23 protein-coding genes are annotated in these 26,409 nt (G+C 26.8%); 21 read left to right on the top strand and 2 right to left on the bottom strand.

What is annotated here, in order from left to right; all coding sequences use genetic code 11:
• The first annotated feature begins 70 nt into the window (after positions 1 to 70).
• From ABGF45_RS02340 to ABGF45_RS02240, 21 genes are all read left to right on the top strand, one after another.
• Positions 71 to 1,828 carry an aminopeptidase P family protein gene (locus ABGF45_RS02340; RefSeq protein ID WP_134743840.1) on the top strand — a complete coding sequence of 586 codons (1,758 nt, stop codon included), beginning with the start codon at positions 71 to 73 and terminating at the stop codon, positions 1,826 to 1,828.
• Entirely contained in the window at positions 1,828 to 3,660 is a 1,833-nt protein-coding gene (gene uvrC, locus ABGF45_RS02335) for an excinuclease ABC subunit UvrC (protein WP_134743841.1), read from the top strand. The genes ABGF45_RS02340 and uvrC overlap by 1 nt, the downstream gene beginning before the upstream one ends.
• The gene (hprK, locus tag ABGF45_RS02330) at positions 3,653 to 4,618 is read left to right on the top strand and encodes an HPr(Ser) kinase/phosphatase (RefSeq protein WP_134743842.1); all 966 of its coding nucleotides are present in this window, start codon (positions 3,653 to 3,655) and stop codon (positions 4,616 to 4,618) included. Before uvrC ends, hprK begins: the two co-directional genes overlap by 8 nt.
• A gap of 73 nt (positions 4,619 to 4,691) precedes the next feature.
• The gene (locus ABGF45_RS02325; RefSeq protein WP_167554068.1) at positions 4,692 to 6,074 is read left to right on the top strand and encodes a MurT ligase domain-containing protein; all 1,383 of its coding nucleotides are present in this window, start codon (positions 4,692 to 4,694) and stop codon (positions 6,072 to 6,074) included.
• Positions 6,071 to 6,781, top strand: coding sequence for a hypothetical protein (locus ABGF45_RS02320; RefSeq protein WP_134743843.1), 711 nt, complete (start codon positions 6,071 to 6,073; stop codon positions 6,779 to 6,781). The genes ABGF45_RS02325 and ABGF45_RS02320 overlap by 4 nt, the downstream gene beginning before the upstream one ends.
• Before the next feature lie 64 nt (positions 6,782 to 6,845).
• Positions 6,846 to 7,928, top strand: coding sequence for a sugar-transfer associated ATP-grasp domain-containing protein (locus ABGF45_RS02315; protein WP_167554067.1), 1,083 nt, complete (start codon positions 6,846 to 6,848; stop codon positions 7,926 to 7,928).
• A 25-nt stretch (positions 7,929 to 7,953) separates the two neighbouring features.
• Positions 7,954 to 9,015 (top strand): sugar-transfer associated ATP-grasp domain-containing protein, encoded by a 1,062-nt coding sequence (locus ABGF45_RS02310; protein WP_134711554.1) that lies wholly within the window; start codon positions 7,954 to 7,956, stop codon positions 9,013 to 9,015.
• 83 nt (positions 9,016 to 9,098) lie between these two features.
• Entirely contained in the window at positions 9,099 to 10,109 is a 1,011-nt protein-coding gene (locus tag ABGF45_RS02305; RefSeq protein ID WP_134711553.1) for a sugar-transfer associated ATP-grasp domain-containing protein, read from the top strand.
• A gap of 730 nt (positions 10,110 to 10,839) precedes the next feature.
• Positions 10,840 to 12,672 (top strand): transcription antiterminator, encoded by a 1,833-nt coding sequence (locus ABGF45_RS02300; RefSeq protein WP_134743844.1) that lies wholly within the window; start codon positions 10,840 to 10,842, stop codon positions 12,670 to 12,672.
• Positions 12,665 to 13,123, top strand: a complete 459-nt coding sequence (locus ABGF45_RS02295) for a PTS sugar transporter subunit IIA (protein ID WP_134743845.1) — start codon at positions 12,665 to 12,667, stop codon at positions 13,121 to 13,123. The genes ABGF45_RS02300 and ABGF45_RS02295 overlap by 8 nt, the downstream gene beginning before the upstream one ends.
• 17 nt (positions 13,124 to 13,140) lie before the next feature.
• Complete coding sequence (locus tag ABGF45_RS02290) at positions 13,141 to 13,464, top strand: PTS fructose transporter subunit IIB (protein WP_134743846.1); 324 nt, start codon at positions 13,141 to 13,143, stop codon at positions 13,462 to 13,464.
• Positions 13,461 to 14,549, top strand: a complete 1,089-nt coding sequence (locus tag ABGF45_RS02285; RefSeq protein ID WP_134743847.1) for a fructose-specific PTS transporter subunit EIIC — start codon at positions 13,461 to 13,463, stop codon at positions 14,547 to 14,549. The genes ABGF45_RS02290 and ABGF45_RS02285 overlap by 4 nt, the downstream gene beginning before the upstream one ends.
• Positions 14,549 to 15,406, top strand: a complete 858-nt coding sequence (locus ABGF45_RS02280) for a class II fructose-bisphosphate aldolase (RefSeq protein ID WP_134743848.1) — start codon at positions 14,549 to 14,551, stop codon at positions 15,404 to 15,406. Before ABGF45_RS02285 ends, ABGF45_RS02280 begins: the two co-directional genes overlap by 1 nt.
• 84 nt (positions 15,407 to 15,490) lie before the next feature.
• On the top strand, positions 15,491 to 16,654 hold the full coding sequence (locus tag ABGF45_RS02275; RefSeq protein ID WP_134743849.1) for a diphosphate--fructose-6-phosphate 1-phosphotransferase: 1,164 nt from the start codon (positions 15,491 to 15,493) through the stop codon (positions 16,652 to 16,654).
• A 688-nt stretch (positions 16,655 to 17,342) separates the two neighbouring features.
• On the top strand, positions 17,343 to 17,699 hold the full coding sequence (locus ABGF45_RS02270; protein ID WP_134743850.1) for a PRD domain-containing protein: 357 nt from the start codon (positions 17,343 to 17,345) through the stop codon (positions 17,697 to 17,699).
• Positions 17,700 to 17,714: 15 nt separating this feature from the next.
• Complete coding sequence (locus ABGF45_RS02265; RefSeq protein WP_134743851.1) at positions 17,715 to 18,080, top strand: DUF2620 domain-containing protein; 366 nt, start codon at positions 17,715 to 17,717, stop codon at positions 18,078 to 18,080.
• 11 nt (positions 18,081 to 18,091) lie between these two features.
• Entirely contained in the window at positions 18,092 to 19,393 is a 1,302-nt protein-coding gene (locus ABGF45_RS02260) for a YhfT family protein (RefSeq protein ID WP_134743852.1), read from the top strand.
• A gap of 68 nt (positions 19,394 to 19,461) precedes the next feature.
• A complete protein-coding gene (locus ABGF45_RS02255) occupies positions 19,462 to 20,337 on the top strand; it encodes a phosphotriesterase (protein WP_134743853.1) in 876 nt (291 codons plus the stop codon).
• A gap of 1 nt (position 20,338) precedes the next feature.
• The gene (locus ABGF45_RS02250) at positions 20,339 to 21,448 is read left to right on the top strand and encodes an aminotransferase class V-fold PLP-dependent enzyme (protein ID WP_134743854.1); all 1,110 of its coding nucleotides are present in this window, start codon (positions 20,339 to 20,341) and stop codon (positions 21,446 to 21,448) included.
• Positions 21,435 to 22,589, top strand: coding sequence for an alanine racemase (locus tag ABGF45_RS02245; RefSeq protein ID WP_134743855.1), 1,155 nt, complete (start codon positions 21,435 to 21,437; stop codon positions 22,587 to 22,589). The genes ABGF45_RS02250 and ABGF45_RS02245 overlap by 14 nt, the downstream gene beginning before the upstream one ends.
• Positions 22,579 to 23,802, top strand: coding sequence for a phosphopentomutase (locus ABGF45_RS02240; protein ID WP_209021571.1), 1,224 nt, complete (start codon positions 22,579 to 22,581; stop codon positions 23,800 to 23,802). The genes ABGF45_RS02245 and ABGF45_RS02240 overlap by 11 nt, the downstream gene beginning before the upstream one ends.
• Positions 23,803 to 23,950: 148 nt before the next feature.
• Here ABGF45_RS02240 and yhfZ read toward each other — a convergent pair whose 3' ends face one another.
• Both yhfZ and ABGF45_RS02230 read right to left on the bottom strand, forming a co-directional pair.
• Positions 23,951 to 24,874 (bottom strand): GntR family transcriptional regulator YhfZ, encoded by a 924-nt coding sequence (yhfZ, locus tag ABGF45_RS02235; RefSeq protein WP_134743856.1) that lies wholly within the window; start codon positions 24,872 to 24,874, stop codon positions 23,951 to 23,953.
• A gap of 523 nt (positions 24,875 to 25,397) precedes the next feature.
• Positions 25,398 to 26,408: a sugar-transfer associated ATP-grasp domain-containing protein gene (locus ABGF45_RS02230; RefSeq protein ID WP_134743857.1), complete on the bottom strand. Its 1,011-nt coding sequence runs from the start codon at positions 26,406 to 26,408 to the stop codon at positions 25,398 to 25,400.
• Position 26,409: the final 1 nt, after the last annotated feature.

Below are 26,409 nucleotides of genomic sequence, written 5' to 3'. Positions count from 1 at the left end.
AATTATTCTAGTCATTTTTTTTATACTAATGTATAATAGAATATATAGTATTAAAAAAGGAGTAAAAATTATGAGTATTTATGATAGAGTTGATAATCTTAGAGATTTAATGATGGATAGAGATATTGAAGCATATATTGTACCAACATCTGATCCTCATCAATCAGAATATTTATCAGATTATTACAAGACAAGAGAATATATTTCTGGATTTACCGGTTCAGCAGGCACAGCGGTAATAACAAGAGATAAAGCTGGATTGTGGACTGATGGTAGATATTTCGTACAAGCTGAAAATGAATTAAAGAATTCTCCATTTAAATTATATAGAATGGGAGAGGATATAGATTATTTGACATTTATAAATGAAGAAGTATCTCAATTTGGAAAAGTTGCAGTTGATGGGAGATGTTTATCATTAGCTCAATACGATGAAATTAATGATAAATTAGGAGATAGACTACTTATTACAGATGTAGATTTTATCTCAAATATATGGGAAAATAGACCTCAATTATCAAAATCGGAAGCTTGGATTTTTGATGAAAAATATACTGGAAAGTCAGTTTCTGAAAAATTAAAAGAATTTAGAAAAAGATTAAGAGAAAAAGATTGTGATTATGGATTTATAGGTGCTTTAGAAGATATAGCATATTTATTTAACCTAAGAGGCGATGATATATATGCTACACCGGTATTTTTCTCGTATGCATTAATCGGTCACGAAAATGCAATATTGTTTATTGATGAAAATAAAATAGATTTAGAAGTTAAAGAATATTTGAAAGCTAATAATATTGACATATATAGATATGATGCTATTTTTAATGTGTTAAATGGAATAAGAGGTTCCAATTCAATTTATTTAGACCCTAATAGAACAAATGTAAAAGTTTATCAAAGTATTAATAAGAATGTCAGAATAAAACGAGGCATAAATTTAACTACATTGATGAAGATGATTAAAAATGAAATTGAAATTGAAAATGAAAAGAAAGCATTTCATAAAGATGCTATAGCATTGACTAAATTCTTTAATTGGGTTGAAACAGGTGTGAAATCAGGAGCAATTGACGAAGTATTTGCAGCTAAAAAGTTACTAAGTTTTAGAGAACAACAGGAAAACTTTATTGAACCGAGTTTTACAACTATTTCTGCTTATGGAGCAAATGCTGCAATGCCGCATTATGACCCTGAAAAGGTAATACCTGCAACACTACAAACAAAAGGTTTATATTTAGTAGATAGTGGAGCTCAATATTTAGAAGGGACAACAGATATTACTAGAACTATTGCTCTTGGGGAACTTACATATGATGAAAAATTACATTACACATTAACATTAAAAGGATTTATTGCAGGATTATCAGCTAAATTTAAAAACAACTCTACAGGATATTTTTTAGATTCAATTGTAAGAAATCCTATATATAGATATGGATTAGATTTTAATCATGGTACAGGTCATGGGGTAGGATTCGTTTTAGGAGTTCATGAAGGGCCTATGAGCATTTCAAAAAAAGATAATGGTGTAGTTTTACAAAAAGGTATGATATTTTCTATTGAACCGGGACTATATATTGAGGGGGCACATGGTATAAGAATAGAAAATATTGTGTATGTTGAAGATGCTCAAGAGCCAAATATGCTAGAAATTAAAACATTATTATATTTGCCAATTGATACAAGACCGGTATTAAAAGAATTATTGGAAGCTTGGGAATTAGATTGGTTAAATAGCTATAATGAAGAATGTTACAATAGATTATCTAAAGAATTAGATGGTGATGATTTAATTTATTTAAGAAAGATTACAAGAGAATTATAATGAATGATTTAAGATATGATTTATCAAGGTTGCCGGATTTGCCTGGAGTTTATCTGATGAAAGATAAGGATGACAATATAATATACGTGGGTAAAGCTAAAAATTTAAAAAAACGTGTTAGATCATATTTTAATGGAGAAAAAAATAAATCAATGAAAGTACTTAAAATGGTTGAGAAAATTGACCATTTTGAGTATATCATTGTTGAAAATGAAGTTGAGGCACTTGTATTAGAGTCTAATTTCATTAAAGAACATAGACCACATTATAATATTTTATTAAGAGATGATAAACAATACCCATATATAATGCTTACAAATGAGACTTTTCCAAGGATAGAAAAAGTTCGACAGGTAAAAAATGATAAAAATGAATATTTTGGGCCATATCCAAATGCTTATGCTGTAAATGATGTAATAAGACTTTTGCAAAATACGTTTAAGTTGAGAGTTGATAAAATTGAACAAAATTATAATAGTATTAAGAGACCTTCCCTAAAGCAATTTTTATATAAATACAATGATCCTAATCATGACTATAAAGACCAAAAACAATATATGAAAAATGTGGATAAGGTAAGAGAGTTCTTAAAAGGAAATGTAAAAGAATTTATTAAAGAATTAGAAGAAAAGATGTTATCATACTCTAAAAACCTAGAATTTGAAAGAGCCAAGGAATACAGAGATCATATAATAAATATTGAAAGTCTAATGGAAAGACAAAAAGTTACAAGTGTAAGTGCCCAAAATATGGATATAGTATCTTTATCTAGGGCACGAAATTATGTAACTATCCAAGTATTTTTTATGAGAAATGGTAAAATTGTTGATAGAGAGCATTTTATCATTGAAAATGAATTTGATAATAATGATGCTGAAATTTTGTCATCATTTATGAAACAATTTTATTTTGATATGACATATATTCCTAAAGAGATAATTTTATTGGAATTACCTGAGGATTATGAGGTAATAGAAGAAGTTCTTACAAAAAAAAGAGGTTCAAAAGTCAATTTAAGAGTTCCAATGCGTGGAGAAAAAGTAAGTTATTTAGATATGGCAACAAAAAATGCAAAAAAAATGATGTTAGAATATCTAAAGAAAATGGATAATAGAGAAAAAAATAAAAATTTAGGACTAAAGAGGCTTGAAGAATTTTTAGGTATATTTCCTATTGATAGGATTGAGGCATATGATATATCGAATATATCCGGTGTAGATTCTGTAGGTTCAATGGTTGTTTATCAAGAAGGAAAAAAATCTAAAAAAGACTATAGAAAATTTAAAATTAAAACTGTTGAAGGACCGGATGACTATGGTTCAATGCGGGAAGTACTTACCAGAAGATTAAAAAGACTTATAAGTGATGATACTAATATCGGATTTTCTAAAAAACCTGATCTTATAATAATGGATGGGGGTAAAGGTCAGGTAAATGTTGCATTACAAGTTATAAAGGAATTTAATCAAAATATTGAAGTTATTGGACTTGTGAAAAATGATAAACATAAAACCCGTGCAATAATTTATGAAAATAGAGAAATACCGATAGAAAATGATACGGCGATTTATAGATTTTTATATGGTATTCAAGAAGAAGTGCACAGATTTGCAATAAATTATTTCAATACAGTTCATAAGAAAAAAATGTTTGAATCTGAACTTAAAAATATTCAAGGTTTAGGGCAAAAAAGAATTTTATCATTATTAAAAAAGTTTGGCTCTATTTCTAATATTAAAAATGCAACAAAAGAAGACTTAATTGAGGTTGAAAATATAAATGAAAGTGTGGCGAACAATATTATAAAATATTTTGGAGAGAAAAATGGCTAAAAGTGTTAAATTATCAGAATTAGTACAAGAATTAGACTTGAAAGTAATCATGCCTGCAAAGGATTATGAAGAAATTGAAATATCAAATGGAGATGTAAATAGACCCGGGTTACAATTATCAGGATTTATGGAGGCTTTTCCATATAAAAGAATTCAAATAATTGGTAACGTAGAATATAACTACTACATGCAAATGACACCTGAATTAAGATATGAAAGATTTAGAGGGATTTTATCAGAAGAAATTCCGTGTATAATTTTTTCATACAATAGAGAAGTTACACAAGATATTTTAGATTTAGCAAACTATTACAATAAAACTTTAATTATTTCTGAATATGCTACAACAAAATTAATCAGTAAATTGAGTATGTCACTTGAAAAGCATTTAGCTGAAGAATTAACAATTCATGCCGGATTAATGGAAGTTTATGGTTCCGGAGTTTTAATAAAAGGACAATCGTCTGTAGGAAAATCTGAAACAGCTTTAGATTTAGTAATCAGAGGACATAGACTTGTAGCGGATGATGTGGTAGATATTAAGAAGATAGATAACCAACTATATGGTACTTCTCCTGAAAACATTAGACATTTTATGGAAATAAGAGGTTTAGGAATTTTAGATATTAGAAGATTATATGGTGTAGGGTCTGTTAAAATTGATTCTAGGATTGATTTGGTTATAGAACTTGAAAAATGGGATGAAAATAAAGAATACGATAGATTAGGTTTAGAAGATGATTCTGACTTTATTTTAGGTGTAGAAGTCCCAAAATTAACTGTTCCGGTAAAACCTGGTAGAAATATTGCTATGATACTAGAAGTTGCCGTTAGAAATTTAAGACAAAAGAATTTAGGATATAATTCAGCAAAATATTTAACAAGCCGATTATTTAATGATATGAATCCTAGTGAAACAAAAAATAATCATTATGTAAATATGTATGAAAATTTATAATTTTTAATTGCCATATATATTTAAATGTTATATAATGTTTATGTTTAAAAAAATAACAAATGAAAGGCAGATTATGGAAAAAAGTTTTAGATTTTATGTTGCCTTGTGGAGTACTAAATTTATAATTAAATTTATGAATTTTATAGGTAGAAGAGCTACATATTTACCGGGAATGATAGCATATAAAATGTGTCCTGATATATTAAAATATATGAAAGTGCCTAAAACTACTATAGCCCTTACAGGAACGAATGGAAAAACAACTACTGCAAATATGATTTCTGATTTTTTGAAAAAGAAAAATATTTCTTTTATTCACAATAATTATGGATCAAATACGGTTGAAGGTATAATAGCATCATTTATTAAATTTTCAGATTTAAAGGGAAATTTAGATTATGAATATGGAATCATAGAAGTTGATGAAAGGTCATCATATAGAGTTTATGAGTATTTTACACCTGATTATTTGATTGTAACAAATCTTTTTAGGGATTCATCAAAGAGAAATGCTCATGCAGATTATATTTTTAATATTTTAGAAGATTCCGTATCTGAAAAAACTAAATTGATATTAAATTCAGATGATTTGATAAGCTCATTATTAGATAAGAATAGAGAAAAGACATTCTTTTCAATTAATTTACTTGATGGAGAAGAAGAGGAAAGAAATTCTAGGATAAAAGATATAGAAAATTGTCCGAAATGTAATCACAGATTAACTCCTGAATTTATTAGATATAATCATATTGGTAGATATCATTGCGATAACTGTGGGTTTGAAAATTTCAAATCAGACTATTTAGTTAAAAGTGCAGATTTAGAAAATAGAGTTGCAGTAATCGAACATGACACTAAAGAATACAAATTTAATTTACAAAGCAGTAATATTGTTGATTTGTATAATTTATTAGCGGCTATTTCGGTCTTAAGTGAAACGGGATTTTCTATGAGTGAGTTAAGTGAAAATTTTGAAGATGTTGAAGTAGTTAAATCCAGATATAATGATTGTATGATTGGAAATACAAGATTAGTTTACATAATGGCTAAAGCAATAAACCCAATATCTGCATCGAGAACTTTCGATTATATTAGAAAGCAATCAGGAAATATAGCTGTTATTTTTGGAAATTCGAAACATGATATAGGCTATAAAAATTCTGAAAACACATCATGGTTGTACGATTTAGATTTTAGATACTTAAAAGATTCAGAAAATATAAAACAATATATTACATGTGGTAAGAGATTTAAGGATCAAGAAGTAGCATTGCTATTATCCGGCATTAAAAAGGATAAGATAGTAAGTATTGAAGGTTGGAATGGTGTGGCTCAAGCAATAGATTATGACAATATTGATACAATATTTTTACTAAATGATATTGATACATTAGATTTGACAGGTAAAGTAAAAAAAGAAATAGAAAATATATTGCAAGAGAGGTTAGAAAAATGAAAATAGAAGTATTATATCCTGATATTGCAAATTTATTTGGAGAAATGGGACATATAGACTTTATAAGAAATATATTTCCATATGCTCAATTGGTAAAAACACATATTACAGAAAAACCCAGATTTTTAACAGAAAAAATAGATTTAATCTATTTAGGACCTATGGCTGAGAAATATCAAGAACAAATTATAGAAAAATGGCTGCCTTATAAAGCTAAAATAAATGAAAAGATTGAAGAAGGAAATATATTTTTGTTTATTGGAAATGCTATGGAAGTATTATTTGAATATATCGAAAAAGATAACGGTGAAAAAATAAATGGATTGGGTATATTTTCCTATTATGCAAAAAGACAGATGATGAGCCGTATTAATTCGCTATATCATGGAAAGTATAAAAATGATATAGAAATAATCGGATTTAAGACACAATTCACATATGCTCATCCAATTAAGGCTAATGTGCCGTATTTATTTGAAACAATAAGAGGACTTGGAATGGATAAAGAAACTAAAAATGAAGGTATCCATTACAAAAACTTTTATGGAACATACTTAATAGGACCGCTATTGGTTATGAATCCTGATTTCACAATAGATTTCATGAAAAATTTTGTAGAAAATCCAAAATTGGAGTATTATAAAGAAATGAAAGAAGCTTTTAATATAAGATTAGAAGAATTTAAGGATTCAAAGACAACATTATAAAATTATTTGAAATTAATAAAATACTGTTATTAAATTTTGAAATTTAATTTAAAAGGTGAAAATGATGAAAAAAAATACTTTTGGAAGTAAACTTGTAAGATTACAAGAGAAGTTAAGAATTATAAAATTAAAAAACAAAGAGAGAAGTTATTTAAAATATAAAATGGAAAAAAATGGATATTATGAAGGTTCTGATGAAGAATATAATAAAGTTGTAGTTCCGTTTTGGTCCAAATATGGAATGAAGCCGGATAAAAAATGGTTTCAATATTCCGGATATAAAAAACAGAAATTTGATCCATATATGATACCGGATGATTTTTATTATGCAGAATTAAATAGATTCTTAAATGACTCAAGATATGATGAATTTTTAGATAATAAAATTTATTTTGAATATTTCTTACCAGAAGCAAAAAAAGCAAATACAATTATTAAATATGCTCATGGGTTTTATAGAACGAAGGAAGATAAATTAGTATCGAAAAGAGAAGCTATTAATATTTTAAAAAAATATGGTAAGATCATAATCAAACCTTCAGATAAAATGAAGGGTATAGGAATAGATTTAATTGATTTTAGTTCTGATGAAGAAAAAGCGATATTAAAATTTGAAGAAAAAGTTAAAGGTGGAGATTTTGTTGCTCAAGAATTAATCAAACAATCTGAACAAATGAATAAGTTGAATCCTTCAAGTGTAAATACTATTAGACCAATGACTTTTATTATAAATAACGAGGTTGTTGTTTTATCAAAGATTTTGCGAATCGGTGCTGAAGGGGCTTTGGTTGATAATTACTCTAGTGGGGGAAAATCCAGACCTATTGATGATGAAGGATACTTAGAAGATTACGAGTTTGTAAATGATAGAAAAGTTGATTTTGATGTAAATGGCAATAAAATTCAAAAAGAAAAATTAATTGGATATGAAAAAGTCGAATTATTAGCAAAACAATATCATAAAAAATTTCCACATTTAAGAATAATTGGATGGGACTTTGCGATTGATGAAAATTATGAACCGGTTCTAATTGAATTAAATGGATATGTTGGAGATAATCAAAGAGAAGATGGCCATGGAACATTTGGAAAATATACAGAACAAGTATTAAACGAGTATTTTGAAAACAAAAAAAATAAAATATAGATTTAAGATATTTTGAGAGGAAAGTATGGTGAATATTACTAATTTTGCTAATAAACTGTTATTAGAACTAAGATATATGGTATATAGAAAAAGACAAAGAGATATACTAAATAAAAATATGAAAGATTATGAGTATTATGAAGGTTCAAAAGAGGAATATGAAAAAGTTGTATTACCATTTTGGGAAAAATACGGAATGAAGCCTGATATAAGATGGTTTCAATTTTTTGGATACAAAGACCAGAAATTTAATCCTCATTTTATTCCTGATGACTTTTTTTATACTGATTTATATAAATTCTTAAATGATGTAAATTTTGATGAAAAATTACAAAATAAAATATTTTTAGATTCAATGTTGCATGATGTAAATAGACCTAGAGCTGTATTAAAATATGAAAATAAACTTTTTGTAAGTGAAAATAATGAGTTTTTAACTAAAGAAGAAGCATTACAAACATTGAAAAAAGAAGGGAAAGTTATCGTAAAACCTTCAGATGATATGCAAGGTAATGGTGTTGAAATACTTAATTTTACTGATAATGAAAAAAAGGCAAAAAAACTTTTTGAAGAAAAAGTAAAATTAGGAGATTTTATTGTTCAAGAGTTGGTAAAACAATCAGACCAAATGAATAGACTTAATAAATCAAGTGTTAATACATTTAGAATTACAACATTATTAATTAATGATAAAGTTGAGTTTGTATCTTCTATTGTTAGATATGGTCAAGAGGGTTCTATTGTTGATAATATGGCTAGAGGAGGCATATCTAGAGTTTTAGATAAAGATGGATACATGTCAAAACAAGCTAAAATTCACGAAAAATTATTTACCACAGAAGATTTTAAATCTGAAAAACTAGAAGGATTTAAAGAAGCATTAGCTCTTGCAAAAAAATTACACCCTAGATTTTCACACGCCAGATATATAGGATGGGACTTTGCAGTTGATCAAAATAATCAACCTGTATTCATTGAATTAAATGCATATCCTGTAAATAACCAAAGACAATATGGACCTGCATTAGGAGATTTTACAGCACAAATTTTAGATGAGTATTTAGAATACAAGAAATCAAAAAAATAATATTTTTAGTTTAATAAGTTAATGTATTACAAGGGTTTTTTATTTAGTAGTTTCATTAAGATTAAACTATTTTAAGAGGTCATATGATTAAAAAAATATTAAATTCTAATTGGAAAGGTATATTAACTGTATTAAATGATATGTCTAAAAGATCTAAAAGATTGAGAATAGATATATTTGTTGATATGTATAAGATGTATAAAAAGTATGGATATACATGGTTAAATTATTACACTTACAATTTTGATAGAGTAAAAAATTTAGAAATTAGAAGGACTTTTTTATCTCAATATGGTGATAATAGTAAAATTTATAGAGAGTTTATAAAAAAAGAGAATATTAAATATCTTAAGGATAAGATGCAATTTAATAAAAAATTTACTGAATTTCTAGGTAGAGAAATAATTAATTTAGAAGATAGTAATCTTGATGAATTTAAATCGTTTATTCAAAGAAATCCGATATTTTTTGCTAAAGATCCTGTGTTAATGGGGGGTAAAGGTGTAGAGAGAGTGGTTTATAGTGAAAATGATAGCGTGGATAAGTTATATGAAAGATTGTTATCAGATGGAAAAATAATTTTAGAACAATCAGTAATTCAACATCCGGAAATGAAAAAATTATCTTTAAATTCACTAAATACTGTTAGAATAGGAACAGCCATCGATAAAGACGGAAATATAAGTATATTATACAATGTGTTAAGAGTATCTGGAAATGACAGCTATCTAGATAATGCAAGTCAGGGAGGGTATTGGACTTTATTAAATGAAAATGGGGTTATAGATAAACCATTATATAGAGATTTGCCAAAGGAAGATATAATTGAGATAAACCCAATTACTAAATTTAATTATATTGGATTTAAGATACCATACTTTGAAAAAGTAAAAGACCTTGCTGTACAAGCTGCTTCTATATGTAAAGATCTAAAATACGTAGGATGGGATATTGCTATTACTGAAAAAGGACCAATCCTAATAGAAGGTAACGATTTTCCAACCACAGAACTCTACCAAGCCCATGTTCATATGAAAGATGGGAAAGGTAAAGTTAAACTTTTTGAAGAAAAATTGGGGATTAAGTTGAGGTAGAAGTTAAAATCTGCTATAAAACAACTTTATAGTTGTTTTATAGCAGATTTTTTTCTAATAGAATTCATTATTTCTGATAATAAATATTCATAAATTATATGAGTTATATCATTGTCTCAATTAATCATTATAGCATTCATTAAAACTATAGTAGTAAAGCTGTTCTATTTGTGTTTTTATTAGTAATAGTAGTAAATTACATAGAATAAATTATTTAATTAAATTACCACCTAAAAGTTAAAAAATGCAAAAATAAGATGTAAATCTCAACATAACAATATACAAAATTGATTATATAAAAATGTACATGAGGTTGTGATAAATTTTGTGTATAAAAATCTTTCTAATTAAGTTAATATAAACTTAATTAGGAGGATTTTTTTGTGGAAAAAAAGACTGGAAATACAATAAAGTAGATCAGCAAAACAATTAATAGAGTCATACAATATAAAAGCGGCACAATATATACAATATGCATTAAAAGATTTGTTGTGAGACACAATAGAAAGTATGTTAAAATCAGGGGGTTATTTGCTATTTTTGTAATAGTAACAATTTAATTCTAATTGATGGCTATTATATATAAGTATATAGTTTTATTTATATTTTATCGGACTTTATTTATTAAAGAGATCTTTATTTATTAATTACAATTTGTCAACAACCGGAGACATTATTAATATTAATTAAAAATATATTTTTGTTATTATCTATATGAGGAGGATAGTTTATGTTTAATGATAAGGAAATATACATATTGCGACTTTTTTTACAAAATAAATATATACATTTTGATTCTATCGCTGAATCTATGTCTATTTCCAGTAGAACTGTGAGCAGAATAATATCTGGCTTAAAGGTTAAATTAACAAAATACAATATGGATTTTAAATTCAATAACCATAAGGGATATAAGTTAAATATAAAATCCAAGAGAGACTATTTTAATTTACAAAAAGATTTAACATTGTTATCTAAAGCAACAGTTGAACTCAAAATAATAGAAGAGATATTAAAAAATTCTCCAATTACTATTACGAGTTTAGCTGAAAGGTTATATTATAGTGAATCAATAATAAGTTCGAAACTTAAACAAGTAGATAAATTACTTAGTAGATATAAATTAAAATATTATTCAAAGCCTAATTATGGAATAGAGATTCAAGGTAATGAATTGGAAATTAGAAATTTTTTGATTAATGAGTATATGATATTTAGCGATAATAATATAGTGGATTGTATTTTAACAGATTTTACAGGATATTATTTTAATAAAATATCTGATATTGTTACAGCTACTTTAATTAAACATCATTTGATTTTATCTGATATGGATTATTCGAATCTTTTGGCAACTACTATAGTAGCTATGTTTAGAAGTAAGTCTACTCAAAATCTCTTAAATAATCAATATGAAGATTATTCTGATCTGGTGAAGGATATTGTAATTTCTGTCAATAATTGTTTTGACATGGAAATTGGATTAAATGAAATAGGATATATAAGTTCTAATACTATTTTCTCAAGAAGTAGTGATTTAAATGATTTATCTAATAATAAGTTAAAAAATATAATTGATATGGCTATAAGTATAATTGATAAAGAGAATCCAAATTACTATAAATTTAATAATCATTTTTACAACTTATTGTTTATACATATAGATTTGTTGATAAAGAGATCTAAGGGGGCGAAGATATTTATTAATCCATTGTTAAATAATATAAAGCAAGAATATATTGTTGAATTTAATGATGCAATAAAGCTAGGGGGGTTAATAAATAGGTATTTTGGGTTAAAAATCAGTGATGATGAAATAGGTTATTTAGCGATACATTTAGCATCTGTAAGTAATCGTGAAAGCAATAATAAGACTGCCATCATTATTTGTAATTATGGAGTTGGGACATCTTTAATAGTGAAAGAAAAAATTGAAAAAGCAAATCAAGGAGTTAATATTATAGGAGTCTATCCTTCGACATATTTAGATTTAGCTTTAGAAATTAAACCAGATTATATAATTAGTACTATTAAATTAAAAAATTATCAGTCAAATATACCTTTAATTGATGCAAGTGATATTTTAATAAATAAAAACTACAAATTAGATTTTAATAAAGGAGATGATTTTAAATTTTTTTTTAATGAGAAAAATTTTTTTGATGTAGATTATCAATCTAAAGAAGAGCTAATTAATGATTTAAAAAATAAAATAAAAGCTTCTACCAATATTAGTGACTATGTTTTAGATGCTGTTATTGAAAGAGAAAATTTGTCAACTACAGAGACCGGCTATTTATTTGCTATGCCTCATGCTATAGTTGAAGGAGATTTTGATTCAATAATAGCAGTTTTTAGAAATAAGGGTAATATTCATTGGACTTTGGGAGAGGTAAGGTTAGTATTTGTATTGATATTAAACAGGAAAGACTTTGAGAAAATTGAAATATTAAAAAAAATTTACAAGAGGATAAATGATAAAAGACTGATAGATAACCTGTTATTAGCTTCAAATTATCAAGAATTTTTAGAAATTTTATATCAAGGAGATTTATATGAATGAGATTCTTACAAAAGATTCTATTATCTTAAATGCAAATATTACATCAAAGGATGAATGTTTTAATTTTTTAGTAAAAAAGGCTATAGATTTAAACATTGCGACAGATCATGATGAGTTATATAAAAGTTTTTGGATTAGAGAAAAAGAAATGAGTACAGGCTTTACTGATGGCATAGCTATACCACATGCAAAGAGTTCGTGTATTTTAAGGCCGGCAATAATTTTTATAAAAAATAATACGGGAATTCAATGGGAAAGTCTTGACGGAAAATTAGTAAATATAATTATATCAATAATAGTTCCACAAAACTCAGAAAATGATTTACATTTGAGGTTGTTGAGTAAATTAGCAAAAAAATTAATGGATGAAAATTTTAGAGCTCAGATTTCATTTAGTAATAGCGTTAATGATATTTATCAAGAACTAAGCATAGTTTTGATTAATACATAAAAATTAGGAGGTATGTAATGTATGTAATAGGTATTTCAGCTTGTCCAACAGGTATAGCACACACTTATATGGCGGCAGATGCGATAGAAAAAGCTGCGAAAAATATTGGAGCAAGCTATAAAGTTGAAACTCAAGGATCAATTGGCATTGAAAATAAACTTAGTGATGAAGATATTAGGAATGCGGATATTATTGTAATAACTGCAGCTGTCGCTGTTAGAGAGTTTGAGAGATTTGAAGCATTCAAAGATAAAATATTTGAGGTTTCACTTCAAAATGTAATAGTTAATGGTGATGAACTTATAAAAAATGAAATGATAAATAGAGGGGTTTTGAAATGAAAAAAAATCTTGAAAATATTCAAAAACATTTAATGACTGGTATTTCGTATATGATGCCAATTATAGTAATAGCAGGGGTAACTTTAGGTCTAACCTCGTTATTAGGGCAAACTTTATTTAATATAAATGTAGGTTCTAAGGAAATTATTAAGGAATCTACAGGATTAAAATACATATTATGTTGGTTAAATCAAGTTGCTGGGAAAGGAATGTTTAGTTTAATGTATCCAGTTTTAGCAGGATATATCGCTTTTGCTATAGGAGATCGTCCTAGTCTTGCACCAGGTATGTTAGGTGGTTATTTGGCGGTGAATTTAAATGCAGGATTTATCGGAGCGGTGATGATAGGCTTTTGTTCTGGATATATTATAAAAGGATTAAATTCAGCTATTAAAATTGATAGAAAATATGTAGGGGTAAAGTCATTATTTATACTACCCGTTCTTGGAGGGATATTTACAGCAATAATTTCTTATCTTGTTATTGGACCAATAGGATCAGGTTTTTCAGTTTTGAGTAAAACGTTTGTAAATTCAATTGGGAAGGGAGGAGGCTCCTTGTTGTCTGCAATATTAGGTGCTGCAAGAGCATTTGATTTTGGCGGACCAGTTAATAAAATGGCAGGCACAATTGGAAAACAGTTATATTTTGATACAGGTTATTCGTATATTGCTCTAATGCTAGGAGCTTTAATACCACCTATTGGTATAGGTATTTCAACTATTATATCTAAGTTATTTTTTAGAGAGGATGTTTTTGATCCACAATTACAGGCTGGCGGACTAGCTTGCTTAATTTTAGGATTATTAGGAATTTCTGAGGGTGTACTTCCATTTATAATAATAGATCCGATGATTATCCCTATTTGTATGGTAGGAGCAGGTGTTGGTGGAGCGATAGGATTTTCTTTAGGAGCTGAAGTATTTCCAGGTTCATCTTATGGATTCTTTATGTGGCCTATAGTTAAGAATGTAGGAGGATTTTTAATTGCCTTATTAGTTGGCGTAGCTGTAGTTTCAATTTTAATGATTATCCATGAAAAGAGATTATATAATAAAAAGAAAAAATCAATGGAGGTAGCATAGTGTCATATGTTAATTTGAAAGAGGTATTAAGAAATACTAGAAAAGAAAATTTTGCTGTAGGAGCATTCAATTTTAATGGGTATGAAGATGTCCAAGGAATAGTAAATGCAGCTGCAAAATTACGATCTCCTGTTATTGTTTCAGCCTCTATGAGTGTAGTTTCATATTTTGGATTAAAACAAATTGTTGGAATGGTTAAAGGTATTGCTGAATCTGTAGAAATACCTGTTTGCTTGCACTTAGATCATTCTACATCTGTAGAATTATGCAAGGAAGCAATTTTAGCTGGATTTGGATCTGTTATGATTGATTCTTCTTCAAAGAAAATGGAAGAAAATATTAAAGATACTATTGAAGTAGTAGCTTATGCTCGTAAGTATGGTTCTAGTGTAGAAGCTGAGATAGGGCATGTTGGAGGAGTAGAAGAAAATATTGTTGTATGTGAAGAAGATGCTTTATTAACAACACCTCAAGAAGCAAAAGAATTTTATGATGCTACTAAAGTTGATGCTCTTGCAGTTGCAATTGGAACTGCTCATGGTTTTTATAAGAAAGAGCCAAAAATTGATTTTTCAAGGCTAGAAAAGATAAGGGCTTTATTGCCTTGTCATTTAGTTTTACATGGAGGGACAGGAGTTTCTGATGAGGATTTTAAGCTTTGTGTAGAAAAAGGTATGAGCAAAATTAATGTAGGCACAGAACTTAAGAAAGTTTACACAGATTCTATTAGACAACAATGTAAATTAGTTAGTGAAAAAGAAATAGATCCCAAGAAAATTACTAAAGAAGTGAAGGTTAATATAGAAAAGGCTGTTACAAATAAAATTTTAGTTTTTTCAAGTAATGATAAGATATAAATTGTTTTTTTTATATAGAATTAAAATTGACTTCTAATTATTCTATTAATTTTTAGAGGTCAATTTTAATTATAAGGAGTTTTTATGAAAGAAAAAATTTGTATAATAGGGCAATCTGGGGGACCTACTGCTGTTATAAATGCATCTTTATATTATTTGGTGAAAGAGGCAAAAAATGCTGGCTTTAATAAAATATATGGAATGTTTTATGGAATAGAAGGTCTTTTACAGGAAAAGATTATTCGTTTAGATTTTCTATTAGATTGTGGAAAACTTGATAAAATAGTAAATCGTCCATCTTCATTTTTAGGATCTTGCAGGTTTAAATTGAATAGTTTCAAAGATAAAAGTAATCTTATATGCATATTAGAAAAGTTATATATAACAGATATGTTTTATATAGGAGGAAATGATTCAATGGATACAATTTTACAATTATCTTTGTGTGCAAGAGAATTTGGATCTAAAATTAATTTTATTGGCATTCCTAAGACTATAGATAATGATTTAATAGGAACTTATTATTGTCCTGGGTATTTATCGGCATGTAAGTATATATTGACCAGTCTTGAAGAAATTTATTTAGATTCAAATGTTTATGATGATAAATCTGTTACTATTGTTGAATTAATGGGGAGAGATACAGGATGGTTAGCTGCTTCTGCAAGCTTATTAAATACAGCTGAACAAAAAAAGGTAGATCTAATATATTTACCGGAGATTGCTTTTGATTTAAAATATTTTATCGCAAATATTAAAAAATTATTAAAACATAAAAAACATTTATTAGTGGTTGTTTCGGAAGGAATAAAAGATGAGTTTGGAAATCTATATTCTTTACCTCAGAATGAATGTGAAGATTCTTTTGGTCACAACACTAATACTGGTTGTGGAAATGTATTGAGAAAATATATTCAAAAAGAATTATCAATAAAGGCTAAGAGCATTGAACTTGGAATTCTTCAAAGATGTGCTGGCCATATACAAAGTGAAGTTGATATAATTAATACTCAAAAATTTGCTCATAAGGCAATAGAACTTTCTTTAGACAATGAAAGTGGTGTTTTTGTTGGAAGTTACATAGACGATAATAGCCAATTAAAATTGAATAAAGTAGATATTTCATTAGTAGCAAATAAAACAAAAAAAGTTCCAACAGATTGGATTGATTCTAAAAATGGGCAAATAAGTGAAGATTATATAAAATATATTAATAAAATCTTCACTTATAAGCGTTTATATGATTAATAATAGAATATACCTGTTAATCTCAACATAACAATATACAAAATTGATTATATAAAAATGTACACTTATTTCTTCCTATATAAAATTCAATTTACAGGATGATACACCATCCTGAATTAAGGAAAGTCGAGCGTCTGTGTTTTATTCGTTTTTCTTATCTAAAATACCATATCTTTATATATTTTCTAGTACTTAACATATAAAATCATGTCATATAAATGATAAGTTTGAAACAAAAGTTTTATACGTTGTATAAAAAGAGTTGTAGAATTGAGAGCATTAGAGGATTTATATATGTAATAAGACACAACTGCAAAATAAATTTTTTATTATTTTGCAATTGTGTTTTTTTATTTTTTTACTAAAAAATATTTATTTTTTAAATACAAAACAAAAAACAAAAAAATTATAATTGAAAAAAAATAGGCAAAAGCTTAATTAAATGTAATGATCTAATAAATAGTCTAAAAAGGCAAAACTAGAAAATGTTTAGATAACAGAATTAATATCTATGAATAGATTAATAAAATATATATTTCATTATTTTAAATAAATTATGAAAACACATTCCAAAAATAATTGACATAATAAAATTAAAGTTATATAATCAAAGCAGAAAGAATATACAAAAAAAAATATATTGAATAAAAAAACAAAATGAAAAATATTAATATATTAAGAGGATGGTATGGAAGATAGACTACAAATTTTACTTAACTCTAGTGTTATAAATGAAAAAACGTATAAAAACAGCTTGAATATATATGAAAAATATTTTAAGAAAAAAAATTATGATAAAGATAAAGTGTCTGTTTTTATGACTCATTTCGCTATGGCATTAAGTAGAGTTGAAAATAATCAAATGATAGAAAAGTTAGATGAGCATGTTTTCAAACAAGTTATTGAGTCGCAAATGTATGAAATGGCGAATAATATATGGATTAGTATAAAAAAAGATTTGCTTGAATCTGGGATTATTATTTCGGAAAATGAACAAGGATATTTTTTATTGCATTTAGCAAATATATTTAATTTACAAAATTAACAGAAAGGAGCGAAAATGTTAAGAATAGTAGTAGGCGGGCAAATAGATAAAGATAAGATTTTTTATAAAATAAAACAACTTGCTGGAGAACGGGTTGAACTTGAAATTAAAAATGATTTAGATGCAGCCTTAGCGATGAAAAATAGTGAATATGACTATTATATTGGAGCTTGCAATACTGGTGGTGGTGGAGCTTTAGCTATGGCTATAGCTTTATTAGGGCAAGAAAATTGTTCTACATTATCAATGCCGGGTTTTATAAAAGATGAATCATTTATAAAAGATGAAGTTCATAAAGGTAAAAAAGCTTTTGGATTTACAGCTCAACATATTGATGATGTACTTCCAGTACTTGTAAAAGAATTATTAAAAAATAATTAATAGGAGAAGTTATGAATTATTTTAATTATATTATAATTATGACAGTTGGTGCATTAGCATCATTATTGGCAAATAAAGGGGTAGCGGTTTTCAATGATGGATTTAGACCCGTTGTTCCTCAATATTTTGAAGGTAAAATAAGTAGAAAAGAACTAGCTGCGACATCTTTTGCAATTAGTTTTGGTTTAGTAGTAGGTTTTGGTATTCCAACATCAATAGCAGCATCAATAATTTTGATACATTCTATATTACTTGCTACTGATATTATCGGAACTTTTTTTAAGGATAATTTAATAGGATTAATTGGTTCTTTAGTTGTTGGTGCTTTGTATGGATTAGGAATTCTTGTTGGATTGCAATTTATTGTTGACTTATTTGCTAAGTTACCATTTAATTTTTTAGGTAGTTTGGGTCAAGTATCATCTCCGGTTGTGGCATCATTTGCCATTTTTCCTGCTGTTGTTGTGGTAAATCAGCATGGATTTAAAAAGGGGTCTATTGTTGGAGTTATTACTGTAATAGTTTGGTTTTTAATAAAAAAATTTGGAACATTTAAGCTTGGACAGGCAAGTGTAGCATTAAATGCAGAGGGAATTGCCATGCTTGTCGGGACAATTATTATGATTATATTTGCTGCACAAATTAAATCAAATAGTTCAACAAAAAATCAAGATTTAACGACTTTGTTTGAGGATAAAGTTAAAAAAATTCAAAATAACTGGTGGTTGTTAGCTTTGATGGGAGGATTAGTTTCTTTAGGAACAAGTCAACTACTTATCGCAGGAGATCCTACTTCTTTAGCACTTTTAGCTGAAAAAGGATATACAAATGCAGCAATGGCAGCTTTTGCAAGAGCGGTTGGGTTTATACCTTTAGTGTTTACTACTGCGATAGTTACTGGGGTATATGGACCGGTTGGGTCAACATTTGTATTTGTAACAGGAATATTATTACACGGTAATCCTATACTTGCATTTTTAGCTGGATCAGTTGTAATGGTTGTAGAAATATTCTTAATAAATATTTTTGCAAAAGTTATGGATAAATTCCCTGGAGTTAGAGATATGGGAGAACATATTAGAACTTCTATGAGTAGAGTTCTTGAGTTAGCATTACTAGTTGGTGGGGTTACAGCAGCAAATAGTATGGCACCAAACATAGGTAGTTTATTTGTAATAGGATTCTACCTATTAAATAAAAAATCGAAAAAACCTATTGTTGATTTGGCAGTAGGGCCAGTTGCAGCTATATTATTTGGAATATTATTAAATATTTTATTATTATTAGGTGTATGGATGCCACCAAAAGCATAGTATGAAAAAATAAATATATATTAAATATTGCAAAAAATTTATTTTATGAGATATAGTTAGGAGTAATTATGTTAAAAGATGGACTAACATTAATTCATGAACATATAACAATTAATTTATCTAAAGTTAAAGGAACGGATGATACGAATCTTAATTGTAAAGAAGAAACTATAAAAGAATTAAAAGAATTATATGAATATGGTGTTAGAAATATAATTGATGTAACAAATTTAGGTATGGGAAGAAATGTGGAATATGTAAATGAAGTTTCTAAAAGAACAGGGATAAATATAGTTCAATCTACCGGTTTCTATAAAGAGCCATTTTTACCGGATATTGTTTACAAATATAATGTTGAGGAATTATCTAAATTTATGATTAATGAAATAGATAATGGAATAGATGGGACAGATACTAAAGCTAAAGTTATAGGAGAAATAGGTACTAGTAAAGATTCTTTTGAAGAAATGGAAAAGAAGATATTTGAAGCTGCAATAATTGCACAAAAAAAAACAGGAGTAGTAATATCAACGCATACTTCTTTAGGAACAATGGCTGTAGAACAAGCGAAATTATTTAAGGAAAGAGGTGTGAATCCCAAAAAAGTAATAATTGGGCATCAAGATTTATCAGAAAATCTTAACCAAATAAAATATCTTATTTCTGAAGGTTTTTGGGTAGCATTTGATACTATAGGTAAAAATAATTATGTACTAGATACTGAAAAAATAAAATTCTTATATGACTTACAAGAAAATAAAATGATTGATTCTATAGTGATGTCAATGGATATTACGAGAAAATCAAATTTAAAATATAAAGGTGGGATAGGATACACATATTTATTTACAAGGTTTATTCCGATGATGAAAGAAAATGGTATAACTGATGAGTTTATAAATAAAATATTCTATGAAAATCCGAGAAAAATATTTGGAGTATGATATGAAGACATATCCGTTAGAAAGTATGAATTTAGAGGAAGCTATAAAAAAACAGCATGAATTTATAGACTGTATTTCAAAAGTTTTTAAATATAATGAAACTCTTATGGCAGGGGATTTTGGATTAAATATCAAGAATAATCAACCATTATTTACTAGAAAAGTTGAAAAAGTATTTGCTGATTTTTTTAACTCTGAATCTGCTGTTTTAGTTAGAGGAAGTGGTACAGGAGCTATTAGAGAAGCTTTAGCAAGTATATTAAAACCGGGAGATAAAATTCTTATACATAAATCTGAAATATATAGTACTACTAAAAACTCTTTTGAAATGATGGGATATATTATTGTAAAAGCTGATTTTAATGATTTAAATAATTTAAAGGAAGTTTTACATAATAATAAAGATATAAAATCTTGTTTAATTCAATATACTAGACAGGAAATTAATGATAAATATGAAATGAAGGACGTTATTGAAACGATTAAAAATAATTCAGTTGATATAAAAATAATTACAGATGATAATTATGCTGTTATGAAAGTAAAAAAAGTTGGGACACAGCTAAATGCGAATTTATCTTGTTTTTCATTATTTAAGCTATTAGGACCTCAAGGTATAGGTATTGTTATAGGGGATAAGATATTTATTGATAAAATAAGAGAATTTCATTACTCTGGTGGTAGTCAAGTTCAAGGAACGGAAGCGATGGAAGCTATGAGAAACTTTATTTATGCACCTGTTCAACTTGCAATTCAGTCTATTCAGATAGAAAAAATTTATAATAGGTTGAAATTAGGAGAAATTAATGAAGTTGAGGATGTAGTTATTGCAAATGCACAATCAAAAGTAATTTTAATAAAGTTTAAGGATAAAATCGCAAAAAAGGTTTTGGATATTGCTGGAGAATATGGAGCAATACCATATCCCGTTGGTTCGGAATCTAGATATGAAATAGTACCTTTATTTTATAGATTATCAGGAACAATGAGAAAGACTAATGGTGAATATGAAGATTATTGGATTAGAATAAATCCAATGAAAGCAAGTGCTGATACAGTAATAAAAATTTTAAAAAAATCGATAGAAAAGGTGAAAAATGTTTTTAGATAAGGTAAAAAGTAGGAATAAAAGATTAATAGATATAGCTGTAAAAATGCATCAAAAAGGTGAAATTATGCCGGATAGTTATATCATAGATATTGACACCTTATTGAGTAACGCTAAAAAAATGTTAGAAGTTGCAAAACAAAATAATGTGAGATTATTGTTTATGTTAAAGCAACTTGGTAGAAATCCTTATATAGCTAAAAAACTTGTAGATTTAGGATATGAGGGAGCTGTTGTAGTAGATTATAATGAAGCTAAAATTATGATGCGTAATAATATTCCTATTGGAAATATTGGCAATTTAGTTCAAATTCCACAAAAGATGATAGGAGAAATAATAGACTATGGTGTAGATGTTATTACTGTTTTTTCAATTGAAAAACTTACTCTAATAAATGAAATAGCAAAAACTAAAAATAAAGTTCAAAAAATTATAATTAAAGTGTATTCTGATGATGATATTTTTTATTCGGGACAAGAGTCAGGCATTTATATAGATGATTTACAACAATTTTTAAGTGAAACAGATAAATTATCAAATATTAAAATTGTTGGGGTAACATCTTTCCCTGCTTTTTTATATGAAAAAAAATCAAAATCAATAGAAAAACAAAATAATTATTTTACAATAATGAAAGCAAAAAATATTCTTGAAAAAAGTGGAATCGAAGTTAATCATGTAAACTTGCCTTCTGCAACATGTATAAAAAATATTAAAGAAAATTTTGATATGGAAAATTTAGTGGGAGAACCCGGCCACGGACTTTCTGGGACAACACCTGCTCATGTTTATGAAGATTTAGATGAAATTCCATGTGTGGTCTATTTAACGGAAATCTCTCATAATTTTAAAAAAAATGCATTTGCATATGGTGGAGGATATTACAGAAGATCTAATGTTTATAATGCTTTAGTGGGGAATTATGAGTGTCTAAGTCAAGATAAAATCATAAAAATGGACAATGATAGTATAGATTATTATTTTCAGCTTGATAATAATCATAATGTTGGTGATAGTGTTGTGATGGCATTTAGATTTCAAATTTTTGTAACAAGAAGTAAAGTTGTTTTAATAGAAAATATAGAAAATAATTATAAAATAGTGGGGGTTTATGATTCTTTAGGGAGAAAATATGATGAATAAAGGAAGATTTATAATAATTGTTTTAGATAGTTTTGGAGTAGGTGCTATGGACGATGTTTTTGAAGTTAGACCATCAGATATTGGCTCAAATACATTGCTTCACTTGATAGAGTATCCTAAGGAAAAGCACTGGGATAATTTATTAAGTTTGGGATTAATGAATATACTTAATTTAGAAATTGGTGATTATTTTAAAAAATCTAAAAAAGCAATTTTTGGTAAAAGTGATTTAGTTCATTTTGGTGCTGATTCATATTTTGGGCATCAAGAAATCATAGGAACAAGACCGAAAAAACCTCTATTTCAAAAATTATCCGAATTTATTAATGATTTAGAAAGTGATCTTAATAAAAAAGGATTTAATGTAGAAAGAGTAAAAAAGAATAATTTAGAATTGTTAAAAGTAAACAATAGTATATTTATTGGTGATAATATGGAAACTGATCTTGGGCAAGCTATAAATGTAGTAGGAGCTTTAGATTATTGCGGATTTGGAATGATTGAAGAAGTCGGTCATATAGTTAGAAAACATGTTAAAGTACCTAGAGTAATTGCCTTTGGGGGTTCAGATGTAACAATAGAAAGAATAGCTGAAAATATAATAACTAAAGATGGGTTTATAGGAATTGATGCTCCAAAATCAGGGGTGTATAATAAAAATTATCATGTTATTCATATAGGATATGGAGTAGACAAAACTGAACAATTACCGGTTAAAATTGGAAATAAAGGTATAATCAATCATCTTTATGGAAAAGCTGAAAATATAATTTATTCACCAAATGGAACAAAATTTCCTTGTGTAGATACTAATGATACATTTGACGGTTTAATAAAAGATTTAAAAGAATATGATAATGGATTTTTTATGGTAAATATTCAAGAAACAGATTTAGCAGGGCATGCAATGAATCCTGAAAAGTATATAGATGTATTAAATATTGTTGATATAAGAATTAGGGAAGTTATTGATATATTAAATGATGATGATATACTTGTTATTATGGCTGATCATGGAAATGATCCGACAATTGGACATTCAAGACATACTAGAGAATGTGTACCTTTGCTTATTTTTAACAAAAAAAATGAAAAACTTGTAGATATAGGTCATAGAAAAACTATGGCGGATGTTGGCCAAACAGCAGCAGAATATTTTGGTGTAAAATTAAATAATGGTGAATCATTTTTAAAATATATTGATAACCTATAAAAATTTTCAAGAGAAAACACAAAAAATCACATGCTTATTTTTTATAGATAAAGTTTTATACATTTTTTTAAAAATTATATACTATCAAAATAGAATGTTAATAAAATATATTTATTGGCACTCTATTTTGATTTTTTATAATATTAATTTAATAGGAGGGAATAATAATATTATTAATTACTTTGTTTTGAATTTCTTCTATAAATTCTATATCAATAAAATCTTCTATTATTTTTTTTATAAGTATGTTGTCCTTATGGACTATTATTACTGCAATTGTATTAATTGAATCATCAACATCCAAATCTTTTGTAATTATTTGATTGTATTTGTCTTTTAATTCATCGCCATTCCAAACTGCAAAGTCAATTTTTCCTGATTCCAGATTTTCTACAAGTTGATTATAAGATATTTTTTTTATATTAACATTTTTATCTTTACATAGCAGATATGTTAAAGTTTCTTGATCTAATGAGTCTGAATCTATTCCTGCGGTCATTTCGTCTTCGATAGTTTTAAAATTAGGATTTTTAAACATCAAAACATGTTTACTTAAAAAACTTTGATGCTTTAATTCTTTAGCGATTATAAGATCTGGATTATCTTGAATAAATCTTAAAGCTGCAAATTTTGATGTGATTGTAAAATCATATCTGCCATTTAAAACCATATTAATACGATTTTTAGAACCTCTCATATAGGTCATATTGATTGGAATTTTAATATTATTTTCTATTGATTGAATTATAGCTGTACTTAGTCCTTCATATCTTTTAGAATATGGAAGAGGCATGGAGCCTATTATGAAATTTATACCTGCTATTTTGAATAATCCAATAATATCTTTTTCTATAATGAATGTACCTAGTTGACCTCGAGACAATAAATTTATAAGTTTGTTATCTATCAAGTATTTTATTGAATTCTGAATAGTGCCTCTAGAAACACCAATTTCTTTAGAGTATTCTGTTACAGTTTTTATTTTTTCATTAGTATCGCTATATATAAACTTTTTTGCTAATTCTGAAGTAGCATAACCACTTTTAGATAATAAATTATTTTTGTTATTCATATTTTTTCCTAGTATTCTTTTTTATAATATTGTATCAAATTTGTATAATTTTATATAGTTTTTTATTCTTTTAATTCGAGTTTTACTTAAACATAAAACTACTAAAAGCAATATTAAATGAACAGTAGTTAGTTGTTTTTATATAAAATATATTTTTAGAAAATCATTAGAAGAAAAGAATGTATTAAAAGATGTAACTTATTTACATGTCATTTTTGCGATTTTCAATTTTTGAGAGGTAATTTAATTAAGTTGCAAATTTCTATTTATAAGCCTAAAAGACATTAACCCTAAAACATATATATACTTGATAATAATTAAATTTAAAATATGAAAAGAAGCACCTATAATAAATTAGTGTTGATTTATAATGTATCTGTATTACTATTCGTGTGTATAATGATATTTAATTAAGAATTTAATAAAATCAAAGACACAGTCTCAAAAAAATTTTTAATACTCTGTTAATCTTTGTAAAAAACAGGATCAGAAATCTCCTAATTTCTAATCCTGTTTTTCCATTTTATCTAAGTTTAATCCCCATTTTTTCTTCAAAAACCTTTACAAATCCCTTTCCGTCTTTCATATGCACATATGCTTGGAATAAATCTGGACCCGGGAATTCGTTAGCTTCTATAATAAGAGGACCATTTTTTGAAATTGCAATATCCCATCCGATGTATTTAAGCTCTTTATGTAAGCCGGCTGCCTTAGTTGCTAATTCTTTCAATTCTTTTATCATAGGAACTTTGAATCCCATATAATCAAATCCTGTCAATCTGTTTTTGGTAATTATTGACTCTAGAGGAATATTCGTATATAAGGGCTTATCTATAACTCCATCTTCTGATAATAAAGTCCAATATCCTCCTAAGCTGCCATTATCAAGATAACTATCCGATTGAGAAACTCTTAAAACCATATATATTATACTAACTTCACCTTGCTTGTTAATTACTGTACCTGTTCTAATAGTGTTAATTGAGTTTAAAGAAAGTTTATTCATTTCTTCGTGTTGTTCAATGCCTTCCTCGACTAAATATTTGTTTTCTTTTAATAGTCTATTGAATAAATCATCCAAGTTATCTATATTTTTAATGTTTATTCTTTCTACTCCCTTTCCGCCACAAGAAAAAGGATCTTTGGCGAATACTACATTATATTTACTTGCAAAAATCTTAAAATCTGAAATATTTGCTTTTTTTAGATTTAAAAAATCTCTTCCTAAAAATTCTTTATATTCCTCAACAAATTCATCCTTATCTGTGAGATATTTGTATGAATCTTCATTTATAAATTCTCTATAAATTTTACTATTATCTTTATACAGGGTAAAATAACTATTTCTAATTTCTTTATCCTTAACTCTGTCAAAATTACTGCTGTAATATGTCATCCATGTATTTCCATCATTTTTGTATGACTTATACATATCTATAAATAAATCTAATTTATTTCGACCGGATCTTTTCGACATATCTCTTAAAACTAACCAAATATTTTTCCAATCTGCACTAAATAATTTTTTTAACATT

This window comes from Helcococcus sp. KG196 (assembly GCF_046035495.1).
In the GTDB taxonomy this organism is placed as follows: Bacteria; Bacillota; Clostridia; order Tissierellales; family Peptoniphilaceae; genus Helcococcus; species Helcococcus ovis.
This window is presented reverse-complemented; position numbering and strand designations above follow the sequence as displayed.